The 25,532-nt window shown below is 66.3% G+C and carries 32 protein-coding genes; 10 read left to right on the forward strand and 22 right to left on the reverse strand.

Annotated features, from left to right (window positions below; translation table 11 throughout):
- Positions 1-5: 5 nt before the first annotated feature.
- Positions 6-1,931: a glucans biosynthesis glucosyltransferase MdoH gene (gene mdoH, locus LMF57_RS17525; RefSeq protein WP_229290298.1), complete on the reverse strand. Its 1,926-nt coding sequence runs from the start codon at positions 1,929-1,931 to the stop codon at positions 6-8.
- 494 nt (positions 1,932-2,425) lie between these two features.
- Here mdoH and LMF57_RS17530 point away from each other — a divergent pair, with 494 nt between their 5' ends.
- Entirely contained in the window at positions 2,426-4,462 is a 2,037-nt protein-coding gene (locus LMF57_RS17530) for a TonB-dependent receptor (protein WP_229290299.1), read from the forward strand.
- Positions 4,463-4,519: 57 nt separating this feature from the next.
- On the opposite strand, the gene LMF57_RS17535 is transcribed toward LMF57_RS17530, so the two are convergent.
- Complete coding sequence (locus LMF57_RS17535; protein WP_229290300.1) at positions 4,520-4,690, reverse strand: hypothetical protein; 171 nt, start codon at positions 4,688-4,690, stop codon at positions 4,520-4,522.
- Positions 4,691-4,908: 218 nt separating this feature from the next.
- On the opposite strand from LMF57_RS17535, the gene LMF57_RS17540 reads away from it, so the two are divergent.
- Positions 4,909-5,295 carry a DUF2628 domain-containing protein gene (locus tag LMF57_RS17540; RefSeq protein ID WP_117311458.1) on the forward strand — a complete coding sequence of 129 codons (387 nt, stop codon included), beginning with the start codon at positions 4,909-4,911 and terminating at the stop codon, positions 5,293-5,295.
- Positions 5,296-5,367: 72 nt separating this feature from the next.
- Here LMF57_RS17540 and LMF57_RS20185 read toward each other — a convergent pair whose 3' ends face one another.
- A complete protein-coding gene (locus tag LMF57_RS20185; protein WP_324255948.1) occupies positions 5,368-7,902 on the reverse strand; it encodes a methyl-accepting chemotaxis protein in 2,535 nt (844 codons plus the stop codon).
- A 222-nt stretch (positions 7,903-8,124) separates the two neighbouring features.
- Complete coding sequence (locus LMF57_RS17555) at positions 8,125-9,018, reverse strand: NAD(P)-dependent oxidoreductase (protein WP_117311460.1); 894 nt, start codon at positions 9,016-9,018, stop codon at positions 8,125-8,127.
- A gap of 327 nt (positions 9,019-9,345) precedes the next feature.
- Here LMF57_RS17555 and LMF57_RS17560 point away from each other — a divergent pair, with 327 nt between their 5' ends.
- The gene (locus LMF57_RS17560; protein WP_229290301.1) at positions 9,346-9,669 is read left to right on the forward strand and encodes a KGG domain-containing protein; all 324 of its coding nucleotides are present in this window, start codon (positions 9,346-9,348) and stop codon (positions 9,667-9,669) included.
- 46 nt (positions 9,670-9,715) lie between these two features.
- On the opposite strand, the gene LMF57_RS17565 is transcribed toward LMF57_RS17560, so the two are convergent.
- The 8 genes from LMF57_RS17565 to LMF57_RS17600 form a co-directional block, all read right to left on the reverse strand.
- Complete coding sequence (locus tag LMF57_RS17565) at positions 9,716-10,066, reverse strand: VOC family protein (protein ID WP_117311462.1); 351 nt, start codon at positions 10,064-10,066, stop codon at positions 9,716-9,718.
- Between the two features lie 28 nt (positions 10,067-10,094).
- Positions 10,095-10,718 (reverse strand): Rossmann fold nucleotide-binding protein, encoded by a 624-nt coding sequence (locus LMF57_RS17570; RefSeq protein WP_229290302.1) that lies wholly within the window; start codon positions 10,716-10,718, stop codon positions 10,095-10,097.
- A gap of 36 nt (positions 10,719-10,754) precedes the next feature.
- The gene (gene cml / locus LMF57_RS17575; protein ID WP_117311464.1) at positions 10,755-11,936 is read right to left on the reverse strand and encodes a CmlA/FloR family chloramphenicol efflux MFS transporter; all 1,182 of its coding nucleotides are present in this window, start codon (positions 11,934-11,936) and stop codon (positions 10,755-10,757) included.
- 336 nt (positions 11,937-12,272) lie between these two features.
- A complete protein-coding gene (locus tag LMF57_RS17580; RefSeq protein WP_117311465.1) occupies positions 12,273-12,725 on the reverse strand; it encodes a PA2169 family four-helix-bundle protein in 453 nt (150 codons plus the stop codon).
- 209 nt (positions 12,726-12,934) lie between these two features.
- Positions 12,935-13,432 (reverse strand): Ohr family peroxiredoxin, encoded by a 498-nt coding sequence (locus LMF57_RS17585; protein ID WP_117311466.1) that lies wholly within the window; start codon positions 13,430-13,432, stop codon positions 12,935-12,937.
- A gap of 32 nt (positions 13,433-13,464) precedes the next feature.
- Positions 13,465-14,232, reverse strand: coding sequence for an SDR family oxidoreductase (locus LMF57_RS17590; RefSeq protein WP_117311467.1), 768 nt, complete (start codon positions 14,230-14,232; stop codon positions 13,465-13,467).
- Positions 14,233-14,347: 115 nt separating this feature from the next.
- Positions 14,348-15,379: a LysR family transcriptional regulator gene (locus LMF57_RS17595; protein ID WP_162887696.1), complete on the reverse strand. Its 1,032-nt coding sequence runs from the start codon at positions 15,377-15,379 to the stop codon at positions 14,348-14,350.
- Positions 15,376-15,654 (reverse strand): sigma factor-like helix-turn-helix DNA-binding protein, encoded by a 279-nt coding sequence (locus tag LMF57_RS17600; RefSeq protein WP_229290303.1) that lies wholly within the window; start codon positions 15,652-15,654, stop codon positions 15,376-15,378. The genes LMF57_RS17595 and LMF57_RS17600 overlap by 4 nt, the downstream gene beginning before the upstream one ends.
- A 123-nt stretch (positions 15,655-15,777) precedes the next feature.
- On the opposite strand from LMF57_RS17600, the gene LMF57_RS17605 reads away from it, so the two are divergent.
- The 3 genes from LMF57_RS17605 to LMF57_RS17615 all read left to right on the forward strand — a co-directional run bounded on the left by LMF57_RS17605 (position 15,778) and on the right by LMF57_RS17615 (position 17,665).
- The gene (locus tag LMF57_RS17605; protein WP_080149780.1) at positions 15,778-16,257 is read left to right on the forward strand and encodes a carboxymuconolactone decarboxylase family protein; all 480 of its coding nucleotides are present in this window, start codon (positions 15,778-15,780) and stop codon (positions 16,255-16,257) included.
- Between the two features lie 35 nt (positions 16,258-16,292).
- Positions 16,293-16,700, forward strand: a complete 408-nt coding sequence (locus LMF57_RS17610) for a cupin domain-containing protein (RefSeq protein ID WP_229290304.1) — start codon at positions 16,293-16,295, stop codon at positions 16,698-16,700.
- Positions 16,701-16,783: 83 nt separating this feature from the next.
- Positions 16,784-17,665 carry an RNA polymerase sigma-70 factor gene (locus LMF57_RS17615; RefSeq protein WP_117311469.1) on the forward strand — a complete coding sequence of 294 codons (882 nt, stop codon included), beginning with the start codon at positions 16,784-16,786 and terminating at the stop codon, positions 17,663-17,665.
- A gap of 100 nt (positions 17,666-17,765) precedes the next feature.
- On the opposite strand, the gene LMF57_RS17620 is transcribed toward LMF57_RS17615, so the two are convergent.
- From LMF57_RS17620 to LMF57_RS17655, 8 genes are all read right to left on the reverse strand, one after another.
- Positions 17,766-18,719: an alpha/beta hydrolase gene (locus LMF57_RS17620; protein ID WP_032976695.1), complete on the reverse strand. Its 954-nt coding sequence runs from the start codon at positions 18,717-18,719 to the stop codon at positions 17,766-17,768.
- 91 nt (positions 18,720-18,810) lie between these two features.
- A complete protein-coding gene (locus tag LMF57_RS17625) occupies positions 18,811-19,731 on the reverse strand; it encodes an MBL fold metallo-hydrolase (protein ID WP_208082827.1) in 921 nt (306 codons plus the stop codon).
- A gap of 309 nt (positions 19,732-20,040) precedes the next feature.
- The gene (locus LMF57_RS17630; protein ID WP_208082826.1) at positions 20,041-20,457 is read right to left on the reverse strand and encodes a hypothetical protein; all 417 of its coding nucleotides are present in this window, start codon (positions 20,455-20,457) and stop codon (positions 20,041-20,043) included.
- 14 nt (positions 20,458-20,471) lie between these two features.
- Positions 20,472-21,536 carry a prolyl oligopeptidase family serine peptidase gene (locus LMF57_RS17635; RefSeq protein WP_229290305.1) on the reverse strand — a complete coding sequence of 355 codons (1,065 nt, stop codon included), beginning with the start codon at positions 21,534-21,536 and terminating at the stop codon, positions 20,472-20,474.
- A gap of 77 nt (positions 21,537-21,613) precedes the next feature.
- Positions 21,614-21,913: a hypothetical protein gene (locus LMF57_RS17640; protein ID WP_117311473.1), complete on the reverse strand. Its 300-nt coding sequence runs from the start codon at positions 21,911-21,913 to the stop codon at positions 21,614-21,616.
- Positions 21,901-22,116, reverse strand: a complete 216-nt coding sequence (locus tag LMF57_RS17645) for a hypothetical protein (protein WP_117311982.1) — start codon at positions 22,114-22,116, stop codon at positions 21,901-21,903. The genes LMF57_RS17640 and LMF57_RS17645 overlap by 13 nt, the downstream gene beginning before the upstream one ends.
- A 43-nt stretch (positions 22,117-22,159) precedes the next feature.
- Positions 22,160-22,417, reverse strand: coding sequence for a hypothetical protein (locus LMF57_RS17650; RefSeq protein ID WP_229290306.1), 258 nt, complete (start codon positions 22,415-22,417; stop codon positions 22,160-22,162).
- 97 nt (positions 22,418-22,514) lie between these two features.
- Complete coding sequence (locus LMF57_RS17655) at positions 22,515-22,745, reverse strand: hypothetical protein (RefSeq protein ID WP_162887697.1); 231 nt, start codon at positions 22,743-22,745, stop codon at positions 22,515-22,517.
- Between the two features lie 167 nt (positions 22,746-22,912).
- On the opposite strand from LMF57_RS17655, the gene LMF57_RS17660 reads away from it, so the two are divergent.
- Positions 22,913-23,215, forward strand: coding sequence for a hypothetical protein (locus LMF57_RS17660; protein ID WP_117311476.1), 303 nt, complete (start codon positions 22,913-22,915; stop codon positions 23,213-23,215).
- 17 nt (positions 23,216-23,232) lie between these two features.
- On the opposite strand, the gene LMF57_RS17665 is transcribed toward LMF57_RS17660, so the two are convergent.
- Positions 23,233-23,553, reverse strand: a complete 321-nt coding sequence (locus LMF57_RS17665; protein WP_117311477.1) for a hypothetical protein — start codon at positions 23,551-23,553, stop codon at positions 23,233-23,235.
- Positions 23,554-23,748: 195 nt separating this feature from the next.
- Here LMF57_RS17665 and LMF57_RS17670 point away from each other — a divergent pair, with 195 nt between their 5' ends.
- Entirely contained in the window at positions 23,749-24,390 is a 642-nt protein-coding gene (locus LMF57_RS17670) for a glutathione S-transferase family protein (RefSeq protein WP_229290307.1), read from the forward strand.
- 120 nt (positions 24,391-24,510) lie between these two features.
- Here LMF57_RS17670 and LMF57_RS17675 read toward each other — a convergent pair whose 3' ends face one another.
- The gene (locus LMF57_RS17675; protein ID WP_229290308.1) at positions 24,511-24,837 is read right to left on the reverse strand and encodes a nuclear transport factor 2 family protein; all 327 of its coding nucleotides are present in this window, start codon (positions 24,835-24,837) and stop codon (positions 24,511-24,513) included.
- 87 nt (positions 24,838-24,924) lie between these two features.
- Here LMF57_RS17675 and LMF57_RS17680 point away from each other — a divergent pair, with 87 nt between their 5' ends.
- Both LMF57_RS17680 and LMF57_RS17685 read left to right on the forward strand, forming a co-directional pair.
- Entirely contained in the window at positions 24,925-25,269 is a 345-nt protein-coding gene (locus LMF57_RS17680; protein WP_140225436.1) for a winged helix-turn-helix transcriptional regulator, read from the forward strand.
- On the forward strand, positions 25,266-25,520 hold the full coding sequence (locus LMF57_RS17685) for a hypothetical protein (RefSeq protein ID WP_117311480.1): 255 nt from the start codon (positions 25,266-25,268) through the stop codon (positions 25,518-25,520). Before LMF57_RS17680 ends, LMF57_RS17685 begins: the two co-directional genes overlap by 4 nt.
- Positions 25,521-25,532 lie beyond the last annotated feature (12 nt).

Raw genomic sequence — 25,532 nt, forward strand, 5'->3', positions numbered from 1 at the left:
TGCGATCAGTACAGCGGCGGTTGCTCGGCCGCTTCCCGGCGCAGCTGTGCGGCGCGCACCAGCACCGGCGGCGGAATGTTCTCTTCGGGAATGTCGAGCAGGCCCAGGCGATGCAGGAAGGCACCCGGCCCGCGCAGCGAGGTCAGTGCCACCACCGGCACCGCCAGCACCATGCCGATCACCACTGGCGCCATCCAGGCCGCCAGCGACGGCGACACCGCCCACGCCAGCACGCCCATGAAGGCGCCAAACACGCCCAGGCCGCCGTAGCCGCGCACCAGCGAAATCCACGAGATGCCACCGTCATCGCGCTGCTGTGCATCCCAGCCCGAGTCGCGGCCGGACAGCACTTCGGCCACCCCGCGCGACTGCACGTACATCACCACCGGCGCCATCAGCGCGGCCAGCACGGTTTCCACCAGCATCGACAGGAACGCCCGGATCGCGCCACCACAGCCACGGCGTTCAACCGGATCGAGCAGCATCGCAAAGTAACCCAGCACCTTGGGCATCAGCAGCACCGCCATGGTGGCGGCGAACAGGCGCACCACCTGTTCCTCATCCTGCGCACGCCAGTACACGCTGGGCGACAGGTGCAGCAGGGCGTTGAAATCGATGCCTTCCTGGAACAGCGGGATGGCGATGCCGATCAGCATCAGCATCGCCCACATCGGTGCGGTGAAGTAATGGCCGATGCCGATCAGCATGTGCACGCGGCTGATCCAGTGCAGGCCACGGCTGCCCACCACCTTGCCGTGCTGCAGGTTGCCCTGGCACCAGCGGCGGTCGCGCACCAGCAGGTCGGTCAGCGTCGGCGGGCCTTCCTCGTAGCTGCCGCCCAGGTAGGGCACCATGTGCGCGGCCCAGCCACCACGGCGCATCAGCGCCGCTTCCACGAAATCATGGCTGAGCACGTGGCCACCGAACGGCTTGCGCCCCGGCAGCTCCGGCAGGCCAGCGTGGTCGGCAAAGGCACGGGTGCGGATGATCGCGTTGTGCCCCCAGTAATTGCTTTCCGCACCGTGCCACCAGGCCACGCCACGGGCGATCACCGGCCCGTACACGCGCCCGCCGAACTGCTGCATGCGCGAGAACAGGGTGCGGCCGCCGATGACTGATGGCAGGGTCTGGATCAGGCCGACGTCGGCGTTGTGCTCCATGCCGGCGACCAGGCGCACGATGCTGTCACCGGTCATCAGGCTGTCGGCATCCAGGATCAGCATCTGCGGGTAGGCACCGCCGAAGCGGCGTACCCAGTCGGCGATGTTGCCGGCCTTGCGCGCGCTGTTGTCGCCACGGCGGCGATAGAACAGTCGCGCACGCCCATCGGGCACCAGCTCGCGCAGCTCGGCGAACACCTGCTCTTCGGCCCGCGCGATGTCCTCGCGACGGGTATCGCTGAGCACGAAGAAATCAAACCGCTGCAGCTGGCCGGTGGCCGCCACCGATTCGTAGATCGCACGCAGGCCGGCCAGCAGCCGGCGCGGGTCTTCGTTGTAGGTGGGCATCAGCAGCGCGGTGCGGCTGTGCACGGTCGGCAGCGGCTTGTCCGGATCGATGCCCAGACGGTAGCCCCGGTCGAACACGGCCGTCAGGAAGCCGGCCACGGCACTGGCAAAGGACAGCGCGATCCAGGCGAACAGGCCGACGAACAGCACCAGCAGGCAGGCCTCCAGCACGCTGATGCCGTTGCCGGACAGCACCCGCCACATCATCCGGGTGGCCACGGCGGTCATTGCCGCGGTGCCGCCGAGGATGTACAGGCGGCGCAGGCCGATCATGCGCGGCGAGGTGCGATGGCGGCGGACCTTCAGCTTGCCTTGGCGCAGCGTCTGTTCGGGCATCACCAGCGGCGATTCGGCCGGCAGCAGGGCCCAGCCCGCGTCGGGACCGGCCGTGACCGGCTCCGCGTCGATGGTTTCACTCCCCATGGCCGCCTACTCCCTGCAGGCCGCAGGACCAGCCGTCCCGGCCGGGCTGCGTGCACCAAGGTTCCTGGTACGCGTTCCCGGCGCCCGCACTTGTCCTGTCTGCCACGACGTCATGCCGCGCAGTCGATGTCTGTCACTACCGGAACCCACACGATCTCCAACGGGGCGGAATCGAAAAATGCGGCCCAGTCTATGGCCCCGGATGTAAGCCGGGTGCGAAGGTCTACGCCGGAAAATCTCCCCATTCAGCAATCAGCAGGCGAACGACGCCATGCGTCCGCGGGTGTCGATCCATCCCGGAAAGTACTGGATCGTAACAAACGAGAACGGTTATCATTACGCTAACCAGGCAGGTCGCCGCGCTCCGCGCACCGGACCCACCCAGCTGCGCCGGACCCTCCGAGCGCCCGACGACCCAGGGAGGGGGTTGGCTGCCTGCTGTCTGCGTGCGCCTGCTGCTTCCACCGGGTCTCTCCTCTCCCTTGGAAGCCATCATGTCCCCTTTCCGTTCCGCGCGCCTGTCGCGCACCCGCCTGGCCAGCGCCCTGGCCGCCGCCTGCCTGCTGGCCCTGCCTGCCCTGGCCACTGCTGAAGCCAGCGCCGACGCCTCGACCAAGGACCTGGATACCGTGGTGGTCACCGCCTCGGGCAACCAGCAGTGGATCAAGGATGCCCCGGCCAGCATCAGTGTGATCAGCCGCGAAGACATCGAACGCCAGCCGGTGCACGACCTGGCCACCCTGCTCAGCCGTATTCCGGGCGTGACCGGTGGGCTCAGCGCCGTTGGCGAGCAGTCCAAGATCAAGCTGCGCGGCATGCCGTCCAACTACACGCTGGTACTGGTGGACGGCAAGCGCATGGGCAGCTCGGCCTCGACCAATTATCGCCCCGACCTGGGCCGCCAGGACCTGAACTGGATTTCCCCCGACCAGATCGAACGCATCGAAGTGGTGCGTGGCCCGATGTCCTCGCTGTATGGCTCGGACGCGATGGGCGGGGTGATCAACATCATCACCAAGCGCATCGGTGACAGCTGGAACGGCAGCGCCACCCACAGCTACACCCGGCCGCAGGATGGCGACCGTGGCGATACCCAGCAGATCGGCGCGACCTTCTCCGGCCCGCTGGGCGAGCGCTTCGGCCTGCGCATCGGTGCCAACAGCATGCGCCGCGACTCGGACCGCTCCAACGGCGGCGTGTACGGCAACGCCTACGCCGGTGAGAAGGACCGCAATGTCGACGCGCTGCTGCAGTGGAAGCTGAGCGAGGCACAGGAAGTGTCGCTGGAAGCTGGCCACGGCGTGCAGCAGGCCTTCATCGCCCAGGCGCTGGAAAAGCAGGACGAAGGCGCCTGGGGTGCCAGTGAGCTCAAGCGCAGTTCGCTGGCGCTGAACCACGACGGCAAGTGGGATTTCGGTACTTCCAAGCTCAGCGCGTACTGGACCGAATACAAGAACGACATCGGCCCGACCGGCCGCTCCGAGGCAACCGATACGATCATCGAAGGCAGCCTGAGCACGCCCTTCACCCTGGGCGTTGGCCACCAGTTCGCGGTGGGCGGCCAATGGAAGCGGCAGGAGTTGATCAACACCGACACCATCGGCCGGGCGCCGGTGGACTATGCCGGCAACCCGGTGGTCGGCTCTGCACTGGAAGTGGATACCTGGGCGCTGTTCGTCGAAGACGAACTGAAGCTGCACCGTACCCTGGCCCTGACCCTGGGCGCGCGCCTGGACCACCATGAACAGTTCGGCAGCCATGTCAGTCCGCGTGCCTACCTGGTCTGGCACCCGAGCGAGCAGTGGACGATCCGTGGCGGCGTGTCCAAGGGCTTTCGCGCGCCGAGCCTGACCGAGAATTCGCCCAGCGCGGCGACCCAGTCCGGTGGCCGCGGCTGCACCTCGCTGATCCCGCTGGGCTACGTACGTGGCGGCTGCTACATGGCAGGTAATCCGGACCTTGACCCGGAAACCAGCACCAACCGCGAGATCGGCGTCAGCTTCGACAACGATCTGCTCGACGCCGGCCTGACCTACTTCCATACCGACTTCAGGAACAAGATCGAGTATGAAGCGCTGGGCTTCTTCAACGGCTACTGGTGGACGCGCATGAGCAACGTGCAGCGCGCGCGCACCAGCGGCATGGAAGGCAACCTCAACTTCCGCTTCGGCGATCACTGGCGCTGGCGCACGTCGGCGACCTGGATGAAGGAAGCCAGGAACCTGACCACCGGCCGCAACCTGATCGACACCCCGGAGTTCTCAGGCTATTCGTCGCTGGACTGGACCCCGGATACCACGTTCTCCAGCAGCCTGTCAGCGCAGTACACCGGCAAGCAGACCGGCGTGGTCAATACCTTCCTGAAGGCCTACACGCTGTATGACCTGACCGCTGCATGGAACGTCAATGAGGTGATGACCCTGCGTGGCGGCGTGAGCAACCTGGCCGACAAGAAGCTGTACGCCGACGGCGCTACCGACTACTTCGTCGCCGGCCGCAGCTACTTCCTCAGCATGACCGCGCGCTTCTGATGCGCACTGCGATCGCGCTGGCAACAGGCCAGCGCGATCAAGGCTGGTTTCCCGGGCTCAGTCGTTTTCCAGCACCGCCGGCGCATCGTCGCGGCTGGCCGCGATGCGTGCACGATCCATCGCCACCGCCAGTTGCTGGCGGGCGAGCAGTTGTTGTGCCTGCACCACTTCGGGTGTCGGCAGGAGCACCGGTCCGGGTGCGTTTTCCGGTGTAGCAGGTGTGGTCATGCAACCTCCATGGACATACCGCCGCTACCCGCAAACAGCCGGGGTAGCAGCGGAACTGCGCACCCTATCCTAAAAACAAGGCGGGTGGGTGACGGTGCGGCACCAGGACGCAAGCCCTCTGCCGTAGGAACGTCACATTTTTGACGGTCCAAGCTGGTTTGCTGAATGTGACTGACTTATCATGAAAACGTTTTCCTAACAGGGACGTCCCTACTCACATGAACACCGTCGACCTGACCCGCTTCAGCCCGAAGTGGCAGTTCCGCTTCAACTTCTTCCAGCAGCACGGCGCCCCCAAGGAGCCCGGCTTCAAGCAGGCCTGGAAGGCGCTGTCCTTCGGCGACCGCCTGAAGATCAACCTGAACTTCTTCGCCTTCTTCTTCGGCGCGATCTATCTGTTCATCCTGGGCATGTGGCGCAAGGCGCTGGTGGTGATCGGCATCAACGTCGTGCTGATCGCGGTCAGCCTGGTGCTGCCGGACATCGTGGCCCGCGCACTGTTCATCGCAATGAACTTCCTGGTCGCCTCGAGCACCAACTACAGCTACTACCTGGAACAGGTGAAGGGCAACACCAGCTGGAACCCCTTCGAAGGCATGTTCTAAGCCCAGCGCACCACATACGCAGTGGCACATCGACGCCCGGCCTTGGCCGGGCGTCGTCGTTCATGCCCCGGCTCAGGCGGCGCGCAACGCGGCAGCCGGTCGGGTGTCGGCCTGCAGGCGGAAGCGTGACACCGCCACCGCCAGCTGCTCGGCCTGTTCTTCCATCGCCCGCGCCGCAGCGGTGGCTTCTTCCACCAGCGCCGCATTCTGCTGGGTGGTCTCGTCCATCTGCACCACGGTCTGGTTGACCTGCTCGATACCGGCCGACTGCTCGCGCGAGGCGGCCGAAATCTCGGCCATGATCTCGTTGACCCGGCCGACCTGGCCGACGATCTCCTGCATCGTGCGGCCCGCACCGTGCACCAGCTGCGCGCCGGCGCCAACATGGGCGACCGAGGCGTCGATCAGCTCCTTGATCTCCTTGGCCGCGCCCGCCGAGCGCTGTGCCAGCGCGCGCACTTCGCTGGCGACCACCGCAAAGCCACGGCCCTGTTCACCGGCGCGCGCCGCTTCCACCGCCGCGTTCAAGGCCAGGATGTTGGTCTGGAACGCGATGCCATCGATCACCGAGATGATCTCGGCGATGCGCTGCGAAGAGGTCTCGATCTGCTCCATGGTCTGCACCACCTGGCTGACCACCTGCCCGCCTTCGCTGGCAACGCCTGCGGCCGAGGCCGCCAGCTTGTTGGCCTGCAGGGCATGATCGGCGTTCTGGCGCACGGTGGAGGTCAGTTCCTCCATCGACGCTGCGGTCTCTTCCAGGTTGGCCGCCTGCTGCTCGGTACGGCGTGACAGGTCGCTGTTGCCCGATGCGATCTCGCCTGCAGCCAGGCGGATGCTGGCAGCGGACTGCTGGATCTGGCCGACGATCCGGGTCAACTGCTGCACGGTGCTGTTGGCATCGTCGCGCATCACCGCGAACACGCCGTGGAAGTCCCCTTCCATCCGTGTACTCAGGTCACCGGCGGCGATGGCACGCAGCAGCGTCGACAGCGCAGCCAGGTTCTGGTCGCTGACCTGCATCATGGTGTTGAGGGTTTCCACCATGCGGCGGAAGTCATGCTCGAAGCGCTGCGCATCGCCACGCACCGCGAAATCGCCTGCCGCCGCAGCAGCGGCCAGCTGCTGGATCTGCTCGTTGATGGCCGCCAGGTTCGCCTTGGTGGTTGCCATGGCAGCGGTGAATACTGCCTTTTCGCCCGGCAGTGCCTGCATGTCCACGCTCAGGTCACCCACCGCGTAGCGCTGCATCACCTCGACCAGGCGTTGGGTGACCGCATTGCTGTCGGCTACCAGCTGGTTGCTGTCGGCCACCATGCGACCGTACTCGCCCGGGAACACCGACGCGTCCATGCGGTAGCTGATCTCACCGGCATCATGGCGGCGCGCCATCTCCGCCTGTGCGGCCATCACCGCCTGCAGCTGGCCTCGCATGCCCTGCATCGCACCCAGCAGGCGGCCCACTTCATCGTTGCCCAGCGCCGGCATGGCGGTGTCCAGCTTGCCCGCAGCCACGTCGCCGGCGATGCGCACCGCCTGCGCCAGCGGCCGCACCGCCAGGCGCTGCAGCAACAGGTAGACACCGCCACTGAGCACCAGCGCAGCCACCACGCCTACCAGCAGGATGATCCACAGCAGCTCGCGGGCCTGCGCGATGATCACCGCATGCGGCACCACCACGCCCAGCGCGAAACGCTGCGGCGCGTCACCCACCTGCAGCGGCACGTACAGGCGGACGTTGCCGGCGGCGTCGGGCTCGAACGCTTCGTAGGTTTTGTCGGCGGCGATCTGCGCCAGCATGCCGAGGGTGGCGGCATCGGTACGCGGTTTGCCGATCTCGGCAGCATCGGCCGAGGCCAGCACCACGCCCTTCGGCGACAGCAGTTCGACGCGGCCGGCACCCATCGGCGTCAGCGTGGCCAGGTGCTTCTGCAGCGCCTCCAGCGAGAAGTCGACGGTGAAGACACCGAGGAAGGTGCCGTTCTCGACGATCGGCGTGCTCAGCGTGCTCATCAGCACCTGCTTGCCGCCGATGTCGTAGGCATACGGTTCGCTGACCAGCGGCAGCTTGTCGCGGCTGGGCACCATGTACCAGTTGCCCGAGCCGCTGGGCGTCTCGGTGTAGTCGGTCATCGTCGACTGCTGCGGCTTGCCGTCCTGCCAGGCCCAGTAGCTCATGTAGCGGCCGGTGGCGTCGTGCGCCTCGCTGTTGACGAACTCGGCGTCCTTGCCGTCGAAGGCATTGGCCTCCCACATGGTGCTCTTGCCCAGCCATTCCGGGTGCGCGTGCAACTGCTCGCCGATGACATTGGCCAGGCTGGCGCGATCAGGGGCATCACCGCGGGCACGCTGGGCCAGCACGGTTTCCACCATCGCATCGTTGCTGGCAAAGGCCGTGCCCAGGTCGGCAGCCACCTGCCGCGCCTCGGCACGGGCTTCACTGGCCATGGTCTGCCGCGAGGACGACACCAGCGCCGAACTGGCCTGGTGATAGATCAGGAACGCGGTCGCGCCGAAGCACAGCAACGCGATCACCGCAGTGCCCAGCATCAGCTTGTGGGCGATGCTGCCGGGGCGGCGGGCAGCGACGGAACGGGAAGAAGACATGGGAGGATCCGCAGGCAGTTCAGGTCGACCGGTGCCACCAGGGCACCGCGCAGATGCGCGGTCCGTCGCGCGGGCCGCCTGCCGGCCGGATCGGAACCCGGCGCGGGAAGGCGCGCACCGGGTTAGCGGCCATGGCCGGGCGAGGTTGAGGCTCGCCGCACGCACAAAACCTGAACCCGCTCAGCTGCGGCCGTCGACGCAGGCCCGCGCTGCTCGCCTGTGCTATTCGGCGACGCGGTCGCGGATCCAGTCCGCACGGGGCAGGACCTCGATGCTGCCCGCGGCGTACTGCTGCAGCACGTCCTCCGGACCAAAACGGGGCTGCCAGCCCAGCGCTGCACGCATCCGGCTGCTGTCATAGACCCGATCGATGCTGAGCGGCAGTGGCCAGCCACGGCGCTCGAACTCGGCCAGCAGCTGCGGTGCGCGGCGCGCCAGCACCTGGCGCGGATCGGCGGCCAGCTGCAGGCAGTCCTCGCGCCGGAAGGGCGTCGGTGCACAGGCGAGGTAACGCTGGAAGGCCGCGCCTTCATCGTGCAGCAGCGCGGCATGCGCGCTGGCAACATCGCGCGCGTCGATACCACGGTGCAGGCGGAACATCGCCATGCGGTCAGGCGGCTCGGGGAAGCAACGTGCCATCCGCAGCACGCGCACGGTGAACGTTGCGCTGGCCGCCGCTTCGGCCAACGCTTCGGCCTGCAGCTTGGTGCGGTGATAGATCGTGCGCGGCAGCGGCTCGGTGTCCTCGTCGATCCAACGGCAGCCGCCGGACACCACGGCGTGACCATACAGCGCCGTGGTACTGGTCAGCACGAAGCGCTGCACGCCGGCCTCGCGCGCCAGCTGCAGCAGGTTCGCGGTGGCCTCCACGTTGATCTGCTGGAACACCGCGTCAGGTACCAGGCCCACGTGCGGGGCGTGCAGGGCCGCGGTGTGGATCACCGCGTCGACCCCCTGCACGGCGCGTTCCAGCGCCCGGCGATCGGTGACATCGGCAATGACCCGCGTGGTGGCGAACGGACTGCGATCCAGCCCCACCACCTCATTGGCAGCGGCCAGCGCACCGAAGATCGCCCGTCCTATCCGCCCGGAACTTCCGGTCAACAGAATCTTCATTGAATCCATTCACTCGACAGCGCCCGGGACCTACCGGGATGGCTTGATTCTAGGCATGCACGATGGCATCGGCGATAGCAGACGATGACATTCTGCATGCCATCCACATACGGCCGACGGCTCGAAGTCTCCCTTGCCGGGGCGCCACTGGTGACTGCGATGACCGGTTGCAGATCCCGGCGCGTCGAGCACGGTAACCGGTCGTCAAACGCGTGCGTAGGCCATGTGAGCCTCGTGCAGCCCACTTCGACCTGTCTTTAGCCTGCTCTGTGCAACAACGGACCGTCACTGATGGCAACACCCCGTGTTCACACCCGGAGACCGGTAATGATCAGCTCACGCAATGGCAACAGCAATCGGGGCTTTGCCTCGATGGACGAAGACAAACAGCGCGCGATCGCGGCCAAAGGGGGACGTGCTGCCCACGCATCCGGTAATGCGCACCAGTTCAGCCCGGCCGAGGCCCGGGTGGCGGGCCGGAAGGGCGGTGAGGCGATCAGCCAGGACCGCCAGCACATGGCCGCGATCGGCCGTGAAGGCGGCCATGCGCGGCACGCCAGCAGCCGCCAGCAACAGCAACAGCAACAGCAACAGCAACAGCAACAGCAACAGGATATGCCCGGCCAACCTGACGGCAGCCAACAGAGTTGAGCGACCACCGTCACCGTCGCAGGGCGGCTGAGCCGCATTCTGCCGGTCAGCGGTGGGCGAGGATGTTCAACAGGCGCCCGAACGGGTCACGCACGAAGAAGCGACGCACCCCCCAGGGCTCTTCGGCCGGGCCATATTCAAGGGAAATGTCGGCTTGCCGCAGGCGTTCAAGCACCTCATCCAGATCGTCGACCTCAATTGAAAGATCCGGCACCGGCGCCCCGGACCCGCCTTCGCTGGCAACGCTGAGCTGTGCCAGCGCAGCGGCCTGCCCGCCATAGGTGACGATCCAGCCATGGTCCATCACGATGTCCATGCCCAGGATGTCGGCGTAGAACGCGGCCGCCTGCGCAGGATCGGTAGTGGCAATGTTGGCGACGACGCGTTTGACGGCCACACAGCACTCCAGGTGGAAGATAGCAGGGTCAGCCTGCCAGCAATTGCAGATCACGCAGCTGCGCGCGCAGCTCCGCAATGTCGTGCCACGGCAGTATCGGCGAGTTCCCGCGCTCATCGGGAGGGTTGCCCGGAAGGCCATCCGACCAGCCGCCTGCCCCCACCAGCGGCAGCAAAGGCCGCTTGTGCAGCCAGGCCAGGCATACTTCGGAAATCGTGCCCGCGCGCCCGCCGATGACGATGCAGGCATCGCCGGCCAAAGCCATGATCAGGTTGCGGGCATCGCCCATGCCGCAGGGCACCACCACCGTTGCCGGCCAGTCTGCTGCGGGCATGTTGCCTTCCGGGATCACGCTCAGCACCGTGCCGCCGGCTGCGACTGCATGCTCGGCTGCCACCCGCGTGGCTGGGCTGCCACAGCCACTGACCAGGGTGATTCCATTTTCGGCGAGGAACCTGCCCGCCTGTGCAGCGAGGTCGAACGCCGGTGAGCCAGGATCGGCACTCCCCAGGATGGCGATCTGGGGCTTGCGGAAGGACTTGCGGGAGGTTGGTGTCATGGAGCGACCTGGGTAACCGAACGGAAGGACAGCATGGAGACGGAACCGATCCGGGCAGCCACTGTTCAATTGCCCGACGCGCGACCGTATCACGCCAGCCGTTTGTCTTTCTGATGCTGATTGCACAGTTCACCGCCTCAGCATCACCAGGCCACCCAGGCTCAACGACGGCAGCAGCAGCCCAAAGGCCACCAGCGGCCAGACCGTATCGCCCGGCAGCAGCAGCGTCGCGAGCGTGCCAAGCGTTGCCACGATCACGCTCTGCACGGCGTAGTACAGCGCCACTGCCGTGCCGGAGGCATCGGCAAAATCGCGCAGCGCACCGTTGGCCGCCACCGCAGCCACCATCACGATGCCGATGGCCACCAGCCACATCGGCAACACGACACTGGCAAATGACGGCGGCAGCATCGCCGTCATCGCCATGACCAGCGTGCCGCCGACCATCACCATCAGCCCCCGCAGGAAACTGCCACCAATGCCCCATCGCCCGATGAATCGAGCGGCGAAGCGCGAGGTGACCATCATCACCAGCGCCACCGTCGCGAAGGCCAGGCTGAAGCCCATCGGCGAATAGCCGGCCCTCCCCATCAGCACCCGTGGCGCGATCGAAAAGAAGACGAAGAACGTGCCCATCGCCGCACTGAATCCCAATGCATGCACCCAGAAACCCGCATTGCCGAGGATGCGCGCGAAGGCTGGCGATGCGTGGACATGCTGCGGTGGCCGTGTTTCCTGCCAGCCGCGGCATGCGTGTACACCCGCCAGCAGCCCCAGCACACCCAGCGCGATGAAAATGGCCCGCCAGCCCAGCGCGTAGGCAATCAATGCGCCGAGGATCGGACCGAGCGCCGGCACGAACGCCAGCATCGAGGCGAACAGGCCATAGAGCGCGGCGCCTTCGGCCGTATCGGCATACACGTCGCGCACCGTGGCGAACGTGGCCACCAGTGCGGCCGACGCCCCAACCGCCTGCACGCCGCGCCATGCAAGGAATGCCGCACCACCACTACACGCGGCCAGCGCGAAAGACGCCAGCGTGAACAACAGCGCGCCCATCAGCAGCACCGGCCGTCGCCCGATCCGGTCCGACAGCGGGCCGAAGATCAACTGGCCCAGCCCAAGCACGAGCATGTACAGGCTCAGCGTCAACTGGATGAGGGCGGGCGACGTGTCGAGTGCCTGCGGCATGGCCGATACGACCGGCAGGTAGATATCCATGGCCAGCGAGGCCAGGAGGTCGAAGGGCGCCATCAATGCGATGGCGCCCGGCAGGGAATGGGCCCAGCGAAGGGCTTTTCGATCAGACATGGGGAAACATCCGCTCAGGAGGGAATCCGGCGGTGATCAACCCAGTGCGTGGAGATCGCAGGACAAGATCACCGCAACAACGTGCGTACCGTTGTTGCGGCTCAGCGGACTGTCTGCGGACCGTTCCCGTTGTTCATCTGATGATCCGGTGGAAGATCGAATTGTGCCCAGTGTAGCAAGGCCGCGGCCGCAGCAGCGACGCTGGCGCCAGCCTGGCCATTGCCCTGCTCAGGCCACGCGCCTGATCGCAGATGGCAGATGGCAGATGCAGAAACGACCAGGGCAGCACTGGGCTGCCCTGGTCGCGGCGACGTGGGGGATGATCGCCGGATGCGATCAGGCAGCCTTCATCGCATGCTTGCGGGCGCGCATCACCGAGTGGCATTCCTGCACTTCCGGCAGCCACTGGGTCACTTCCTGGCGCACCGCCGGCGGCAGGTCGTTGTCCTTCAGCACGTCCTTGAACGCGCCCAGCAGGCGATCCTCGGACTCTTCAAGTTCGGCCACGTAACCGTAATTGGTGTCGCCGAAGGCCGCGCGCACCTTGCCGTAGAACTGCTGCATGGAACCGACCATGGTGCCGTGCTCGGCCGGCTTGCCGCCGGTAGCGGCCACCGAGCTGCTCAGCGAGGACACGATGCGGCCCTTCACGCCGGCGATGCGGATGAACAATGCCGACAGCTCGGCATCCTTCACCTTGGTTGCGGCTTCCTCGTAGAAGGACTTGCCATCACGTGCGATCTCGATCAGGTCGTTGAGGCGATGCTCGATGGTGGACTGGGTGCTCATGTGTAGTCTCCTCTGGGGGAAAAGGGGCAACAGTGGAATCCGCTGCCTGCGAGCCCAGACTGGCCGACCGGGTGTGGTTCGCGGGTGAGCATCGATTGATGCGGTGATCATGCTGCCCAACGGCGCCCCACCCACTCACGCGGGCGACGCGGCGTCTTCACCGCCTCTGAATCCTGGCAGTGACCTGCACGGTCATCCGCACCGCATGTCTAGTCCACCGCTACCCGCACCACGTGGCTGATGCCCCGATGGAACATCTTCGCGTACGGACAGACCCGTTCGGTGTTGCGCACCAGTTCGGCTGCACGTATCGGGTCCATGCCAGGCAGGCACACCACGATCTCGGCCGACAGCAGGTACAGGCCGTCCACGGGATCTCGCGCGAACGTCACCGCTACGTCGATGCTCGGGTCGACCAGTTCCATTCCCGCACGCGCAGCCACCAGCACCATCGCACCGTGGAAGCAGCCGGCGTAGCCCGCCGCCAGCAACTGCTCGGGATTGGTACCGCCACCGGGTCCACCCAGCTCAGCGGGCAACCGCAGGTCCACTGACAGCGCACCATCATCGGACCGCACCACGCCCGACGCGCGGCCGTGCTGTGCCACGCCCCCCCTGACCCGCACCCGCCCGGTGTACAGCGGGCGCACCTCATCACCGTGGTACTTGTCGAGCACACTGTGCGGAGGCGGTTTCAGCCCGGTCATCGCAGGTTCCTGCTGTCAGCGTCCACCGCCGATCAGGCCGGCTGGCCCTGTGCCAGCCCGGACTGCTGCAACCAGCGCTCGAAGCCGATCGAGCCGAGCCATGCCTGGCCCACCGGCACCAGCGTGTCCTGCTGCAGCTGCGCACCGAAGTAGCGCGCCTGGGCATCGCCAACCACTTCACGCGCGTCACCGGTTGCCTGCAGGAAGCGCTGCGCCAGCACCGCCATCGATTCGCGTTCCGGGCCGGCGATCTCCACCACGCCATTGGCTGGTGCCTGCTGCGCGATGCGCGCAACCGCATCGGCCACATCCTCGGCGGCGATCGGCTGCACTGCGGCGGTCGGCAGCTGCAGGGTCTGGCCGTCACCGGCTGCCTGGAGGATGCCCGGCAGGAACTCGAAGAACTGCGTCGAGTGGATGATCGTGTACGCCAGGCCCGAATCGCGGATCAAGCGCTCCTGGGCGATCTTGCCGCGGAAATAGCCGCTGGCCGCCAACTTGTCGGTACCCACCACCGACAGCGCGACATGATGGCGTACGCCTGCCTGCGCCGCGGCCGCCAGGATGTTGTGGCCGGCAGTCACGAAGAACGACAGCACCGCCGCATCTTCGAACGAGGGCGAGTTGGCCAGGTCGACCACCACCTCGGTACCCGCCATCGCAGCGGCCAGGCCCTCGCCGCTCAGCACATCGATACCGGTGGAGGGTGCAGCGACGACGACCTCGTGGCCAGCCGCATGCAGGCGGTCGACCACCTTGCTGCCGATGCGGCCGGTGCCACCGATGACGAGGATCTTCATGACAGGTCTCCTGGAACGTGGAAAGTTCGGATGTGGCCGCATGCTAGGAACGCATTGGCCGGCGCAGTAGATCCGTAGTGGGCCACGCACTGTTGCCGCATCGGCACCAATGCGGTCATGCCCATGCCGGGACCGAATCGCGCTGCGCTGCCGCCTGCTGCCGCGCTTCCCAGTGCGAGAACACATCCAGATCCAGCGCGCGTATGCGCTGGGTGCTGAAATCGATGAACGCGCGGATCCGCTTGGGCAGCTGGCGTCGGCTGAGATAGCACAGGTAGTGGCCACGATCGTGCGGCGCGTAGCAGTCCAGGCAGGTCACTACAGCGCCTGAGCGCAGCGCATCACTTACCTGGTAGCTGGGCAACTGGGCGACCCCAAGCCCGTCGATCACGGCCTGCAGGACAAGATCGGCGTCATTGAACACCACCTCCGCCGGCGGCTGCAGATTCACATCCTGGCCGTCCACACGGAAGTCCCAGCGCTGCAGGCGCCCACCAGGCAGGCGTCGACCGATGCAGGCATGCGTGGACAACGCTTCGATAGTGTCTGCCAGGCCATGTGCCTGCACATACGCGGGCGACGCACAGACCACCAGCTGCATCGGCACCAGCTGCTTGGCGATCACCTGGCTGTCTTCCAGCACGCCATCGCGGAACGCTACATCGATGCGATCGGCGGCCAGGTCCGGTGCCTGCTCGTCCAGCAGCAGCTCCACAGAGACCTGTGGATACTCCGCGCGGAACGCAGACAGCAGCGGCGCGATCACCCGGCGTCCGAAGCCATGGGTCGCACTGATCCGCAGATGCCCGCGCGGCGGTCCTTCGCGCAGGTCGCGCATTTCATCCAGCGCCTGCAGGATGCTGGCAACGCCCGGGCTGCAGCCCTCCAGGAACAGCTCGCCTTCGCGGGTGAGTGTTGTCGAGCGCGTGGTGCGCAGGAACAGGCGCACGCCCAGTTGTCCCTCCAGCTTCTGCACGCTGCGGCTGACGGCCGAACGACCGATGCCGAGGCGATCACCGGCGCGGGCGAAGCTGCCCTCGGCGGCTACCGCGATGAATGCCAGAACCCCGGCATAGCTGGCGGAGAAGGACGCCGTGAGGGAATCGCGGCCGTCGCTGGCCAGGCAGGACTGCGGCATGACGTTCATGGTGTTCCGGGCTCCTGGAATTCGCGTCGGGCAAGCAGGTGGGCGCGTGCATGGGCCAGTCGCTGGCGGCATGCGGGCAGCTCCAGCCCCAGCAGCGGCGCGATGTCTTCAAAGCCCGCGCCCAGCACGTCATGCAGCAACAGCACGGCCCGCATGTCCGGTGGCAGTTCGTGCAATGCGGCAAGGAAGGCCTGCCAGACCCGCTCACTGGCGGGGCAGGCTGCTGCGCGGTTCGGGGCGGATGAGGTGTCCATGCCCGGCAGACGGGCGAGCATCCGCCGCTGTGACAGGCCATTGGTGTTTTTCGTGCAACACCGTGCAGCCCTGCCCTCGCCTACCGCCCCACGCGCAGCGGGCCTAGCCTCGCTGCGTCCCTCAACTCCCATCGGAACACCGTCATGAGCCAACGCCTGGACTACGCCGCACAGTCGCCCGAACTCTTCAGGAAGCTCGGCACCTTCTCCCATGCCGTGCACAACAGCTCGATCGAAGCGGCCATCATCGACCTGGTCAACATCCGCGCCTCGCAGCTCAACGGCTGCGGGTTCTGCCTGGACATGCACGTGAAGGAAGCGACGATCCGTGGCGAGCGCGCACTGCGCCTGCACCATGTCGCGGCGTGGCGTGAATCGAACCTGTTCAGTGCGCGCGAACGTGCCTGCCTGGCGTGGACCGACGTACTCACCCACCTCCCTGCGCAGGGGGTTGCGGACGACGTGTATGAGCGCGTGCGTAGTCAGCTGTCCGAACAGGAAATCGTCGATCTGACCTACGCGGTGATGGCGATCAATGCCTGGAACCGCGCCAACGTCGCCTTCCGTACGCAACCCGGCTCGCTGGACCAGGCCTTTGGCCTGGACAAGGCCGGTCTGGCCTGAGCGTCGACTGCACACTTTACTGCTGGAGACCTGCAATGCGTTCTCTCCGTTCCCTGGCGCTGCTGGCCCTGCTGCCGTTGACCAGCATCGCCGCAACACCGCCGCCCACCGCACCCGAGCCCATCGTGCGCGAGGTCATGACCCGTCCGTTGCCGGAACAGCCGGGCAAGGAAGCACTGATCCTGACGGTGCAGTACCCACCCGGCGGCGCCGATCCCGTGCACCGGCACGACGCCCACGGCTTCGTCTATGTGCTGCAGGGCCGCATCGTGATGGGCGTGGCTGGCGGCCGCGAGGTTACCCTCGGCCCGGGAGAGGCCTTCCATGAAGGCCCGGACGATCTGCACACCGTCGGCCACAATGCCAGCCAGACCGAGCCGGCGACATTCGTCGTGTTCCTGATCAAGGACATCGGCAAGCCGGCGGTACTGCCACCACGCTGACCGCCACCGGTCCGGGGCAGTACCCGCCACTCCCACAGGTCCGCCGGTGTCACAATCGGCGGACCTGTCCCGTCTCTGCTGGCATGGACGACCCCACCGCACTGTTCACCCGACTACGCCCGCGCCTGTTCGGCGTGGCCTACCGCATGCTCGGCTCCTCGCACGAGGCCGAGGACGTGGTGCAGGATGTCTGGCTGCGCTGGCATGGCGCCAACCAGCAGGACATCGAGAACGCCGAAGCCTGGCTGGTGGCCACCACCACCCGCCGCGCCATCGATGGCCTGCGCCTGGCCCGGCGCACGCGCGAGCACTATGTCGGCATGTGGCTGCCCGAGCCGCTGCTCACCGAAGACACCGGCACACCCGAGTACATGCTGGAAACGGCCAGTGATCTGTCGGTGGCCTTCCTCAACGTGCTGGAGCGGCTGGCCCCGGACGCGCGTGCCGCGTTCCTGCTGCACGATGTGTTCGACCAGGATTACGACGTGGTGGCACGCACGCTGGACAAGACCGAAGCCGCCTGCCGGCAGATCGTGCACCGCGCGCGCCTGCAGCTGCGGCAGGAGCGACCGCGCTACAACGTGCCGCAGGACGTGCACCAGAAACTGATGCGGCGTTTCGCAGAGGCCATCGCCAATGGCGACTTCAGGACAATGAAAACCCTGATGGCCGAATCGGCCGTGCTGATCGGCGATGGCGGCGGCATCGTCACCAGCTTCCCGAGACCGATGGTCGGCGGCGCACGCATCGCACAGCTGCTGTACGCCCCGCACCTGCGGCGCAAGGACCAGCTGCGCATGGTGCCGAGCATGATCAATGGACGACTGGGGCTGCTGCGTTACTTCGACGACGTGCTGGAATCGGCAATGGCTTTCGATACCAACGGCGAGCAGATCGTGCAGATCCTGGTGCAGCGCAACCCGCACAAGCTGCAGGGCCTGCACCAGCCAACCTCGATCCAGTAGATCCACGCCATGCGTGGATGCGGTTGCCTTCATGCACAGCAAAGCCACGCATGGCGTGGCTCTACTGGTTCTCCGCGCTGCCTGATGGCTGCCCTCGTGGTTACTTCTGCTGCAGGAAGGCCAGCAGGTCCTGGTTGACCTTGTCCTTGTGGGTCTCGGTCAGACCATGCGGCGCACCCGGATAGACGATCAGCCTGGCGCCCTTGATCAGCTTGGCCGACATCCGTCCCGCCACGTCGATCGGCACGATCTGATCGTCGTCGCCGTGGATCACCAGGGTCGGCACATCGAACTTCTGCAGGTCAGCGCGGAAGTCGGTCGCCGAGAACGCGGCGATCGAGTCGTAGGTGTTCTTCTGCCCACCCAGCATGCCCTGCGCCCACCATGCATCGACCATCGCCTGGTTGACCTTCGCGCCCGGTCGGTTGAATCCATAGAACGGCCCGGACGGAATGTCCTTGTACAGCTGCGACCGGTTCTCCAGCTGCGCCTTGCGGATGCCGTCGAACACTTCGATCGGAACGCCACCGGGGTTGTCTGCGGTCTTCAGCATGAACGGCGGCACCGAACTGATCAGCACGGCCTTCTTCACCCGTCCCGTGCCATGGCGGCCGATGTACCGCGCCACTTCGCCGCCGCCGGTGGAGAAGCCCACCAGCGTGACGTCCTTCAGGTCCAGCGTATTGATCACCGTGGCCAGATCATCGGCATAGTGATCCATGTCGTTGCCATCCCAGGGCTGGCTGGAACGACCGTGGCCACGGCGGTCGTGTGCGACCACCCGGTAACCGTGGTCCGCCAGGAACATCATCTGCGATTCCCAGCTGTCCGAATCCAGCGGCCAGCCATGGCTGAAGGTCACCACCGGCCCATTCTTCGGGCCCCAGTCCTTGTAGTACAGCTGCACACCATCGGCGGTGGTGATGGTGCTGGCGGTGCGCGTGACAGCGCTGGGTGCGGACGGGTGTGCCGGCGCGGCGGCCTGGGCGGACAGGCCCGCCTGCATCGACAGGGCCAGGGCAGTTGCAGCGAGGGTGCGGGTAACGGTGTTCATGGTGGACCTCCAGAGGATGGGTGGGTTTCGACAGGGGTTACTTTGCGCCCCTGCCCGGGACCATTGGTGACGTGAAGTCCAGAAAACTTGATCAAAAATCCCAGAACACCGGCACCCAGCGGAACGCCTCGCCCTCGCGGGACACCCGGCCCACCGACGGGAACGGCAGGTGCGTGGCCACCAGCATCTCGCCGGTGCCGGCCAGCGCATTGAGCAGTTCGATGCGCACCCGCGCCGCCTCCTCCGGGTCGTGCTCGAAACCGTTGTGCCAGTTCGGTTGATCGAAACCGACGGCGAACACGGCATCGCCAGCAAAGGTCAGCGCCTGGCCCGCCGAGGCAACGCGCACCACGCAGTGGCCCGGCGTGTGGCCGCCGGTGCGGCGCGCGACTACGCCCGGTGCGATCTCATGCTCATCCTCGAAGGTGTGCACGAAACTGCCGTACTCGGCCCAGAAATGCGTGGCCGTTGCGCGAAGCGCGTCCGGGAACCCCTGTGGCATGTTGGTGCGGGTGAAGTCGGGCGACTTCCAGAACGCCACTTCCGACGCTGCGACGTGGATCTTCAGGTCCGGCCGCAGCTGTGCTTTCACTCCGTCCACCAGCAGGCCGCCGATGTGGTCCATGTGCATGTGGGTGATGACCACATCGGTGATCTCGCGCAGGTCGATACCGGCAGCGCCGAGGCGACGGATCAGCTGGCCGGCGCGCGGCAGCTGCAGGTCCGGGTCCATGCCCAGGCCGGCGTCGATCAGGATGGAGCGCTCACCGCTGTGCACCACCATCACGTTCAACGCCCAGTCGAACGCATCCTGTGGCAGGTACATCTCATTGAACCATTCGGCACGCTCGGATGCGGGAACATTATGGCCGAGCATCTGCGTCGGCAACGGCAGCACGCCGTCGCTGACCACGAGCACGTCGATGTCACCGACTTTCAGGGCATAGCGCGAGGGAACAAGCTCGTCGAGCGCAGGCGCGGCAGGGGCAATGGTGTTTTCCAGGCTGAACATGAGGCGATCTCCACGAAGGTTGGCTGGCAGGCAGTGAAGCAGGGCCGGCGGACAGTTCCGGGGTTACGCCTTCGCACGGCGCAGGGCATGGCGTTGCCGGGCAGCAATGCCCTGCAGCACAGCGCCGCTGGTTCGATTGAAGACGGGATCCACGAGCTGCAGTGGACCCGGAGCACGGCAAGGGCCGTGTGGGATCAGCGTAGGCAACGCAGGCAGTGCGCAGTAGATCCGCAGGCGGGCTCGCGGCGTTGCCTTTTGGGAAGCAGTGGACACGTTGCCCGCTTCGGCAGGCGGCGGCCGCTCGCTCAGTCAGGACGCAAGCAGCGCCACGATGGCCTTTGGAAGAAACAACGCCGCGGCGACAGCAACCGACAGGATCAGTACAACCCTGACAGTCAGGGGTCGACGACGCGGGTTGCTGACGTGCAGGCGTAGATCGCGCACCTCCGCTTCCAGTGCGCGACGTTCACTCGCATCGCGCTGCTGTGGATCGTACAACTGCCGCTCCACCTCGCGCAGGCGCTTGATCAGCTCCCGCGCGGGTGTTGTCCGCAGTATCTGCTGGTCAACTGCCTGCAAGCGCAGCGACAACGGCATCAGCGCCTCCGCGAACTGCCCCGCGGGCAGTTGCCTGGCAGCAAGCCGGGCCGCTTCGACATTGATCTCGGCCAGCAGCGCAGCACGCTGGGCATGCAGCCGTTGAAGCCGGTTTCCACGCAGACGCATTGTTGCTCCCTGACTCAGCCGTCCGTGCCCATCATCCAGCGGATGGCCTGCGGGAACGAGGTCTTCCAGTCGTCCGGATAGAAATGACCACCCTCATGGGTACGCGACCGGAGCTCGTTGCCATCGCTGAAAAGGGCGCGGAAATCCGCGCTCATCTTCTGGTTCGCCGGCCCTTCCTGCTCGCCGTTGATGACGAACACCCGCTTGCCGTGCGCGCTGCTCTGCGTGGGCACCGGCTGGCGCCAGCCACCCGGCGACACCAGCAATGCACCGGCATAGTCATCCGGATGCTGCGCCAGCAGCGCGCCGGCATGCTGCGAGCCCTGCGAGAAACCCATCAGGTACACCTGCTTGCGGTCGATGCACTGGCGCGCGGCCAGTTGCTCCAGCCCCGCCTGCACCACCTTGTGCGTGCCCTCATACGGGCCGGTCCAGCTGAAGCTGTCGAACGACTCGCGCATCTCCGTACCGTTGATGCCCAGCAACACCACACCAGCATCGGCCAGAGGCTGCTCGCTGCTGTCCAGGTGGCCGTTGATGCCGTAGCCGTGCAGCCACACCAGCACCGGCGCACAGGCCGGCATCGCAACGCTCTTAGAAGGGGCCAGCACCGAGATGGCGCCCACCTTGCCGACCGATACCTTCGCGTAGCGTGCCTGCGTATTGGCGAGCACCTGCTTGAAGAAAGGTGTTCCGCGCAGGTGCTCGAAGTCATCGTTGTCGGCCAGCGCGGGCGCGAACCACATGCCACGCTCATCGGCCTGGCGCAGATAACGCTCGGCCAGCGCATCGTCACCGCGGCGTGCGAACAATGCCGCTGCGTGGTACGGCGCCTGCACCAACGTGGCGTCTTCGCGGGTTGCGGCCAGATAGAGCGCCAGCGACTGCAGCAGCGTGGCGTCGTCTTCCTCGGCCCGCTCCATCAGGTCCTGCGCATCGTCGGCATTGACCAGGGCATTCAGCACCGGACCGATCGACTTGAACGCGATGGTCGAGGCGCTGTCCTGTTCCTCGGCGTGTGCGGTCGGCGCGCAGACAGCGAGCGCCAGGAAAACAGCAAGAGCAGACAGCTTCGGCATGGGGAATCTTCCGTGATTGCGGCAACGCGCGGGGCGCGCAGTCTAGCAACCTCGGGGCCGATCAGGTCACCCTGCGCTCAACCGTAGGCAGGATGGCTGCCGGTAAGCACGCCCATCGAGAACGCGTAGCCCGCTTCCTCCAGCAGCAGCCGCATGCGCAGTTCGGCCCGGCGCGGAACACACAGCCCGCTAGGTGCGTACAGCGCATAAACAAAGCCGGCGCCCTCCACGTACTCGCGGCGGACCGAACAGTTGTTGGTTTCCGCGGCATCGGACCACACGGCCCGCAGCTTCTCCGGGCCGATGGATTGACCGTTGCGCAGGCGGAACGTCAGCCAGCGCACGCCCAGCGGCGGATGGTAGGTCAGGTTAGCCATTGCGCACCTTCAATACGGCGGCGGAGATGGTTCAGGACGTCCGGTTGCAGATCAGGATGCTCGTTGCGCGTGGACGCCGGCAGATCGATGCGGACAGCGCCGTTGACCAGCGCGGGGGGATCGGTGTGCAGGTCGATCCACCATCCATCGGGAAGGCGAAGCCCGCGTCCATCCCTGTCATAGAGGTTGATCTGAAAAGACATGACGCTCGCTCCCATTGGAGCTCGAGCATACGCCTGCGCGATGTCACTCCAGACTGCGACCCGCCGACGCGGTTTCCTCGACCCGCTTGGCGCACACGAAAACGAACGCCTCGTCCTGCTGCACCTTCAGGAACGAATCCAGCCACCGTGCCGCAGCACCGCGGTTGCCGATCACGACCCCGAGTTCTTCGGTAAGGCAGCGCGCGCACTCCATGCCACCCGGACTGGGGGCCTGGCAGGCGCGGCAGCGCGCCATCGTCGTCGTTCCTGCCGGACGGCACTGGTACATGATCTTCGTCATCAGGCTTACCGCACGGGCATGGGATGGCATCAGCGCTCTTCCCGAACGTTGGACAGAGGAAAGCCGCGCAACGCGCGGCCTCTTCTTCGCTTACTGCTCAGCGACGGGTGTCACGGCCCGGCTCGCTTTTCTGTTCCTGCCCGGACTTCTGCGGGCCGACCGGCTTTGCATCCTGCTGGACCTGCTGCTCCTGCTGGCGCTGCCTGCCGTCCTGCTTCCGGTCGCCGCCCATTGCGTTGTCATCAGCCTGGCCGTGCTGGGCGGCCTGCTTGATGCCGGTCGGGGCGTTGGTGCGGTCGGTCTGGCCTTGCGGCGTATTGTTGTTCATGTCTTGCTCCACCGCAGCGATCTGCTGCAGCGCCACTGTGGGCGCGGGCCGGTTACGCAGCTGCATGAAAGCCGGAGATTAATGAACGGGCACCATGAACAGCGCTGCGCGCACACAGGCTCCTGACATGCACAGGTGTACGTTGGCGTTCCAACAGGAGAAGTCTCATGGAACGCATTACCAACAAGGACTTCGTTGACGTCGAGCGCGAGCTGCAGCACTGGCAGGCCGCGTTCCAGACGGGCGATCTGCCCGCCATCAACTTCCGCCACGAGGTCGCACCGGTCATCCGCCTGGCGTGCGACATCTATGTCCGCAACCCACACGGCACGCGCACGGCATGGCTCACCGATCTGCAGTCACGGCTCGCGCTGCGCACCAGCCTGCGTGGCCACCCGGGGTCGGCGGAAATGGCGATGGGCTGCTGGGCGCGCCTTTCCGGGCCGGCATTGGCCACGCAAGCGGGCTGACACCGGCTGCGGGCAGATCACTCCTCGCCCGCGAGCTGGTTGCCTTCCTGCATCAGCTGATCATTCAACCGGTTCACCAGCGCGATGACCGCATCGGCCAAGGCACGCGCATCGGCGATGGAGCCGTGGAAGGCAATGCGGGTGCCCTCCACCTTCACTTCCGCCAATGACAGCTGCGACGCCAGCGTCGCGCAGTGCTGCAGGAAGCGGCCGGTCCACTGTTCGTCGGGTGCCTGATCGAGCAGCGCGGTGATGGCTTCATCGGCAGTCGCATCGACCTGCTGGTGAAGCCGTGGCACGTCGAACCCAACGATGCGCGGCAGTCTGGACGTGCTCACATACTTCCCCCGGAGTGTGCAGGACGTCAGTATCGCGTCACCGACCCTCCCGTGCGAATCGTTCGACGTGAACCGTTCATCCGGGCCGGCGATGCCGGGCCCTCGGTCCGCGGAGGCGTGTCGATTCCCGCGCCGTCCGCGCGTCGAGAGAAGAAAGGCCGGCCGACGTGGCAGCCAACGCCGATGGACATCCCGATGACCCCGATCCTGACCGCATTCAAGCATTCCCCGGACCGTGGCCAGGGGCTGGCCCGCGACATGCGCGTGCGCTGGGCGCTGGAAGAGCTGGGCCTCGCCTACGACGTCCATCTGCTCTCCTTCGAGGAGATGAAACAGCCGGCGCACCTGGCGCGGCATCCGTTCGGTCAGATTCCCACCTATGAGGATGGCAACGTAGTGCTGTTTGAATCAGGCGCGATCCTGCTGCACCTGGCCGAACAGCACCCCGGGTTGCTGCCCGCCGACGCGGGTGCGCGCATGCGCGCGATCACCTGGATGTTCGCCGCGCTGAACACTGTGGAGCCGCCGATCGTCGAACGCTCCATGGCGTGGGTGCTGGAACGCGAACAGCCCTGGTACGCACAACGGCTGGTGATGCTGGACGAGCGCGTGCGCCGGCGGCTGAGCCAGCTGTCCGCCCGGCTGGGCGATGCACCGTGGCTGGACGGAGACTTCAGCGCCGGCGACCTGCTGATGGTGTCGGTGCTGCTGCGGCTGCAGAGCAGCGGCATCGTCGGCGAGTATCCAGACCTTGCTGCCTATGTTGACCGCGCGACCGCGCGGCCGGCCTACCAGCGCGCCTTCGCCGCACAGCTGGCGGTGTTCCAGAACCTGTAGCTCCACGCCGCTCCCAGTAGCTCCACGCCATGCGTGGAGTTCGCCATCCATTGGTACTGCTACGCGTCAATCGGCAGCCATCCGCGTGCCACCCGATCTACGGAAGCAACCGCCACTGGATCAGTGGATGTCCAGCGCGACGATGCCATCCCCTTCCAGGGTGAACGCGTGTGTCAGCACCACCGGGCTGCCCGGGAACGTGCCGCTGACCTGTGCAGACACGATGTGGCGACCGTCCTGCACCTGCAGCTGCAGGGGGACCACGTGTTGCTGGTAGGCCGCACGCGTCTGCGCCACCCAGGCGGCAATCGCCGTGTGTCCCTGGTGCCGCTGGCGCTCATCGCCCACCGTCGCGCCTGCGGCAAAGCACTGCTCCACGTGGGTTCCGGGCTCGCCATTGGCCAGCAGGAAATAGCGGGACAACGGCGCGGGAAGATCAATCGACATCGCAGGCACTCCAGGCGGGACTGGCGCTATTCTCGGACCGCACCCTGGCCGCCACAAGAACGCACCTGAAGGTAAGTGACCCACCCCATGAGAAAGGCCTATACCCCTGAGACCGCCGCCGCGGACGTGGCCCGTGCACTCGCCCTGCTGGAAGGCCGCTGGAAGCTGTTGATCCTCTTCCACCTGTTCGACGGAAAGGTGCAGCGCTATTCCGACCTGGAGCGGCTCATCCCCGGCATTTCGCAGAAGATGCTGGCGCAGCAGCTGCGTGCGCTGGAAGGCGACGGCATCGTGCTGCGCACGGTGTATCCGCAGGTGCCACCGAAAGTGGAGTATCGACTCAGTGCGTGGGGACAGGCACTGTGCCCGGCACTGGACGCGCTGCTGCTGTGGCAGGAGCAGAAGCCAGCGGCAGGAGAGCCATTGGCATGACCAACTTCAGCGCAGCCACCATGCTGCTGCGCCAGATCCACCGCGACCAGCTGGCCGATCGCGGGGAGAAGTCGCAGACCTGCCAGCAGGCCAAGGCCGCCTGTGATCTGCTCGCCCACGAGTACAAGCAGAACTGGGATTCCGCCGCCCACGATGCGCTGGCGGCGGAGGCGGTGGACGTCTTCGACCTCCTGCAGCGCGGTGAGGCCACGGCGGTGCCGCCGCGCAAGTCCGATCACGTTTTCGAGTGATCGCCGCCCTGT

It is taken from the genome of Stenotrophomonas sp. SI-NJAU-1, from assembly GCF_020883215.1.
In the GTDB taxonomy this organism is placed as follows: Bacteria; Pseudomonadota; Gammaproteobacteria; order Xanthomonadales; family Xanthomonadaceae; genus Stenotrophomonas; species Stenotrophomonas indicatrix.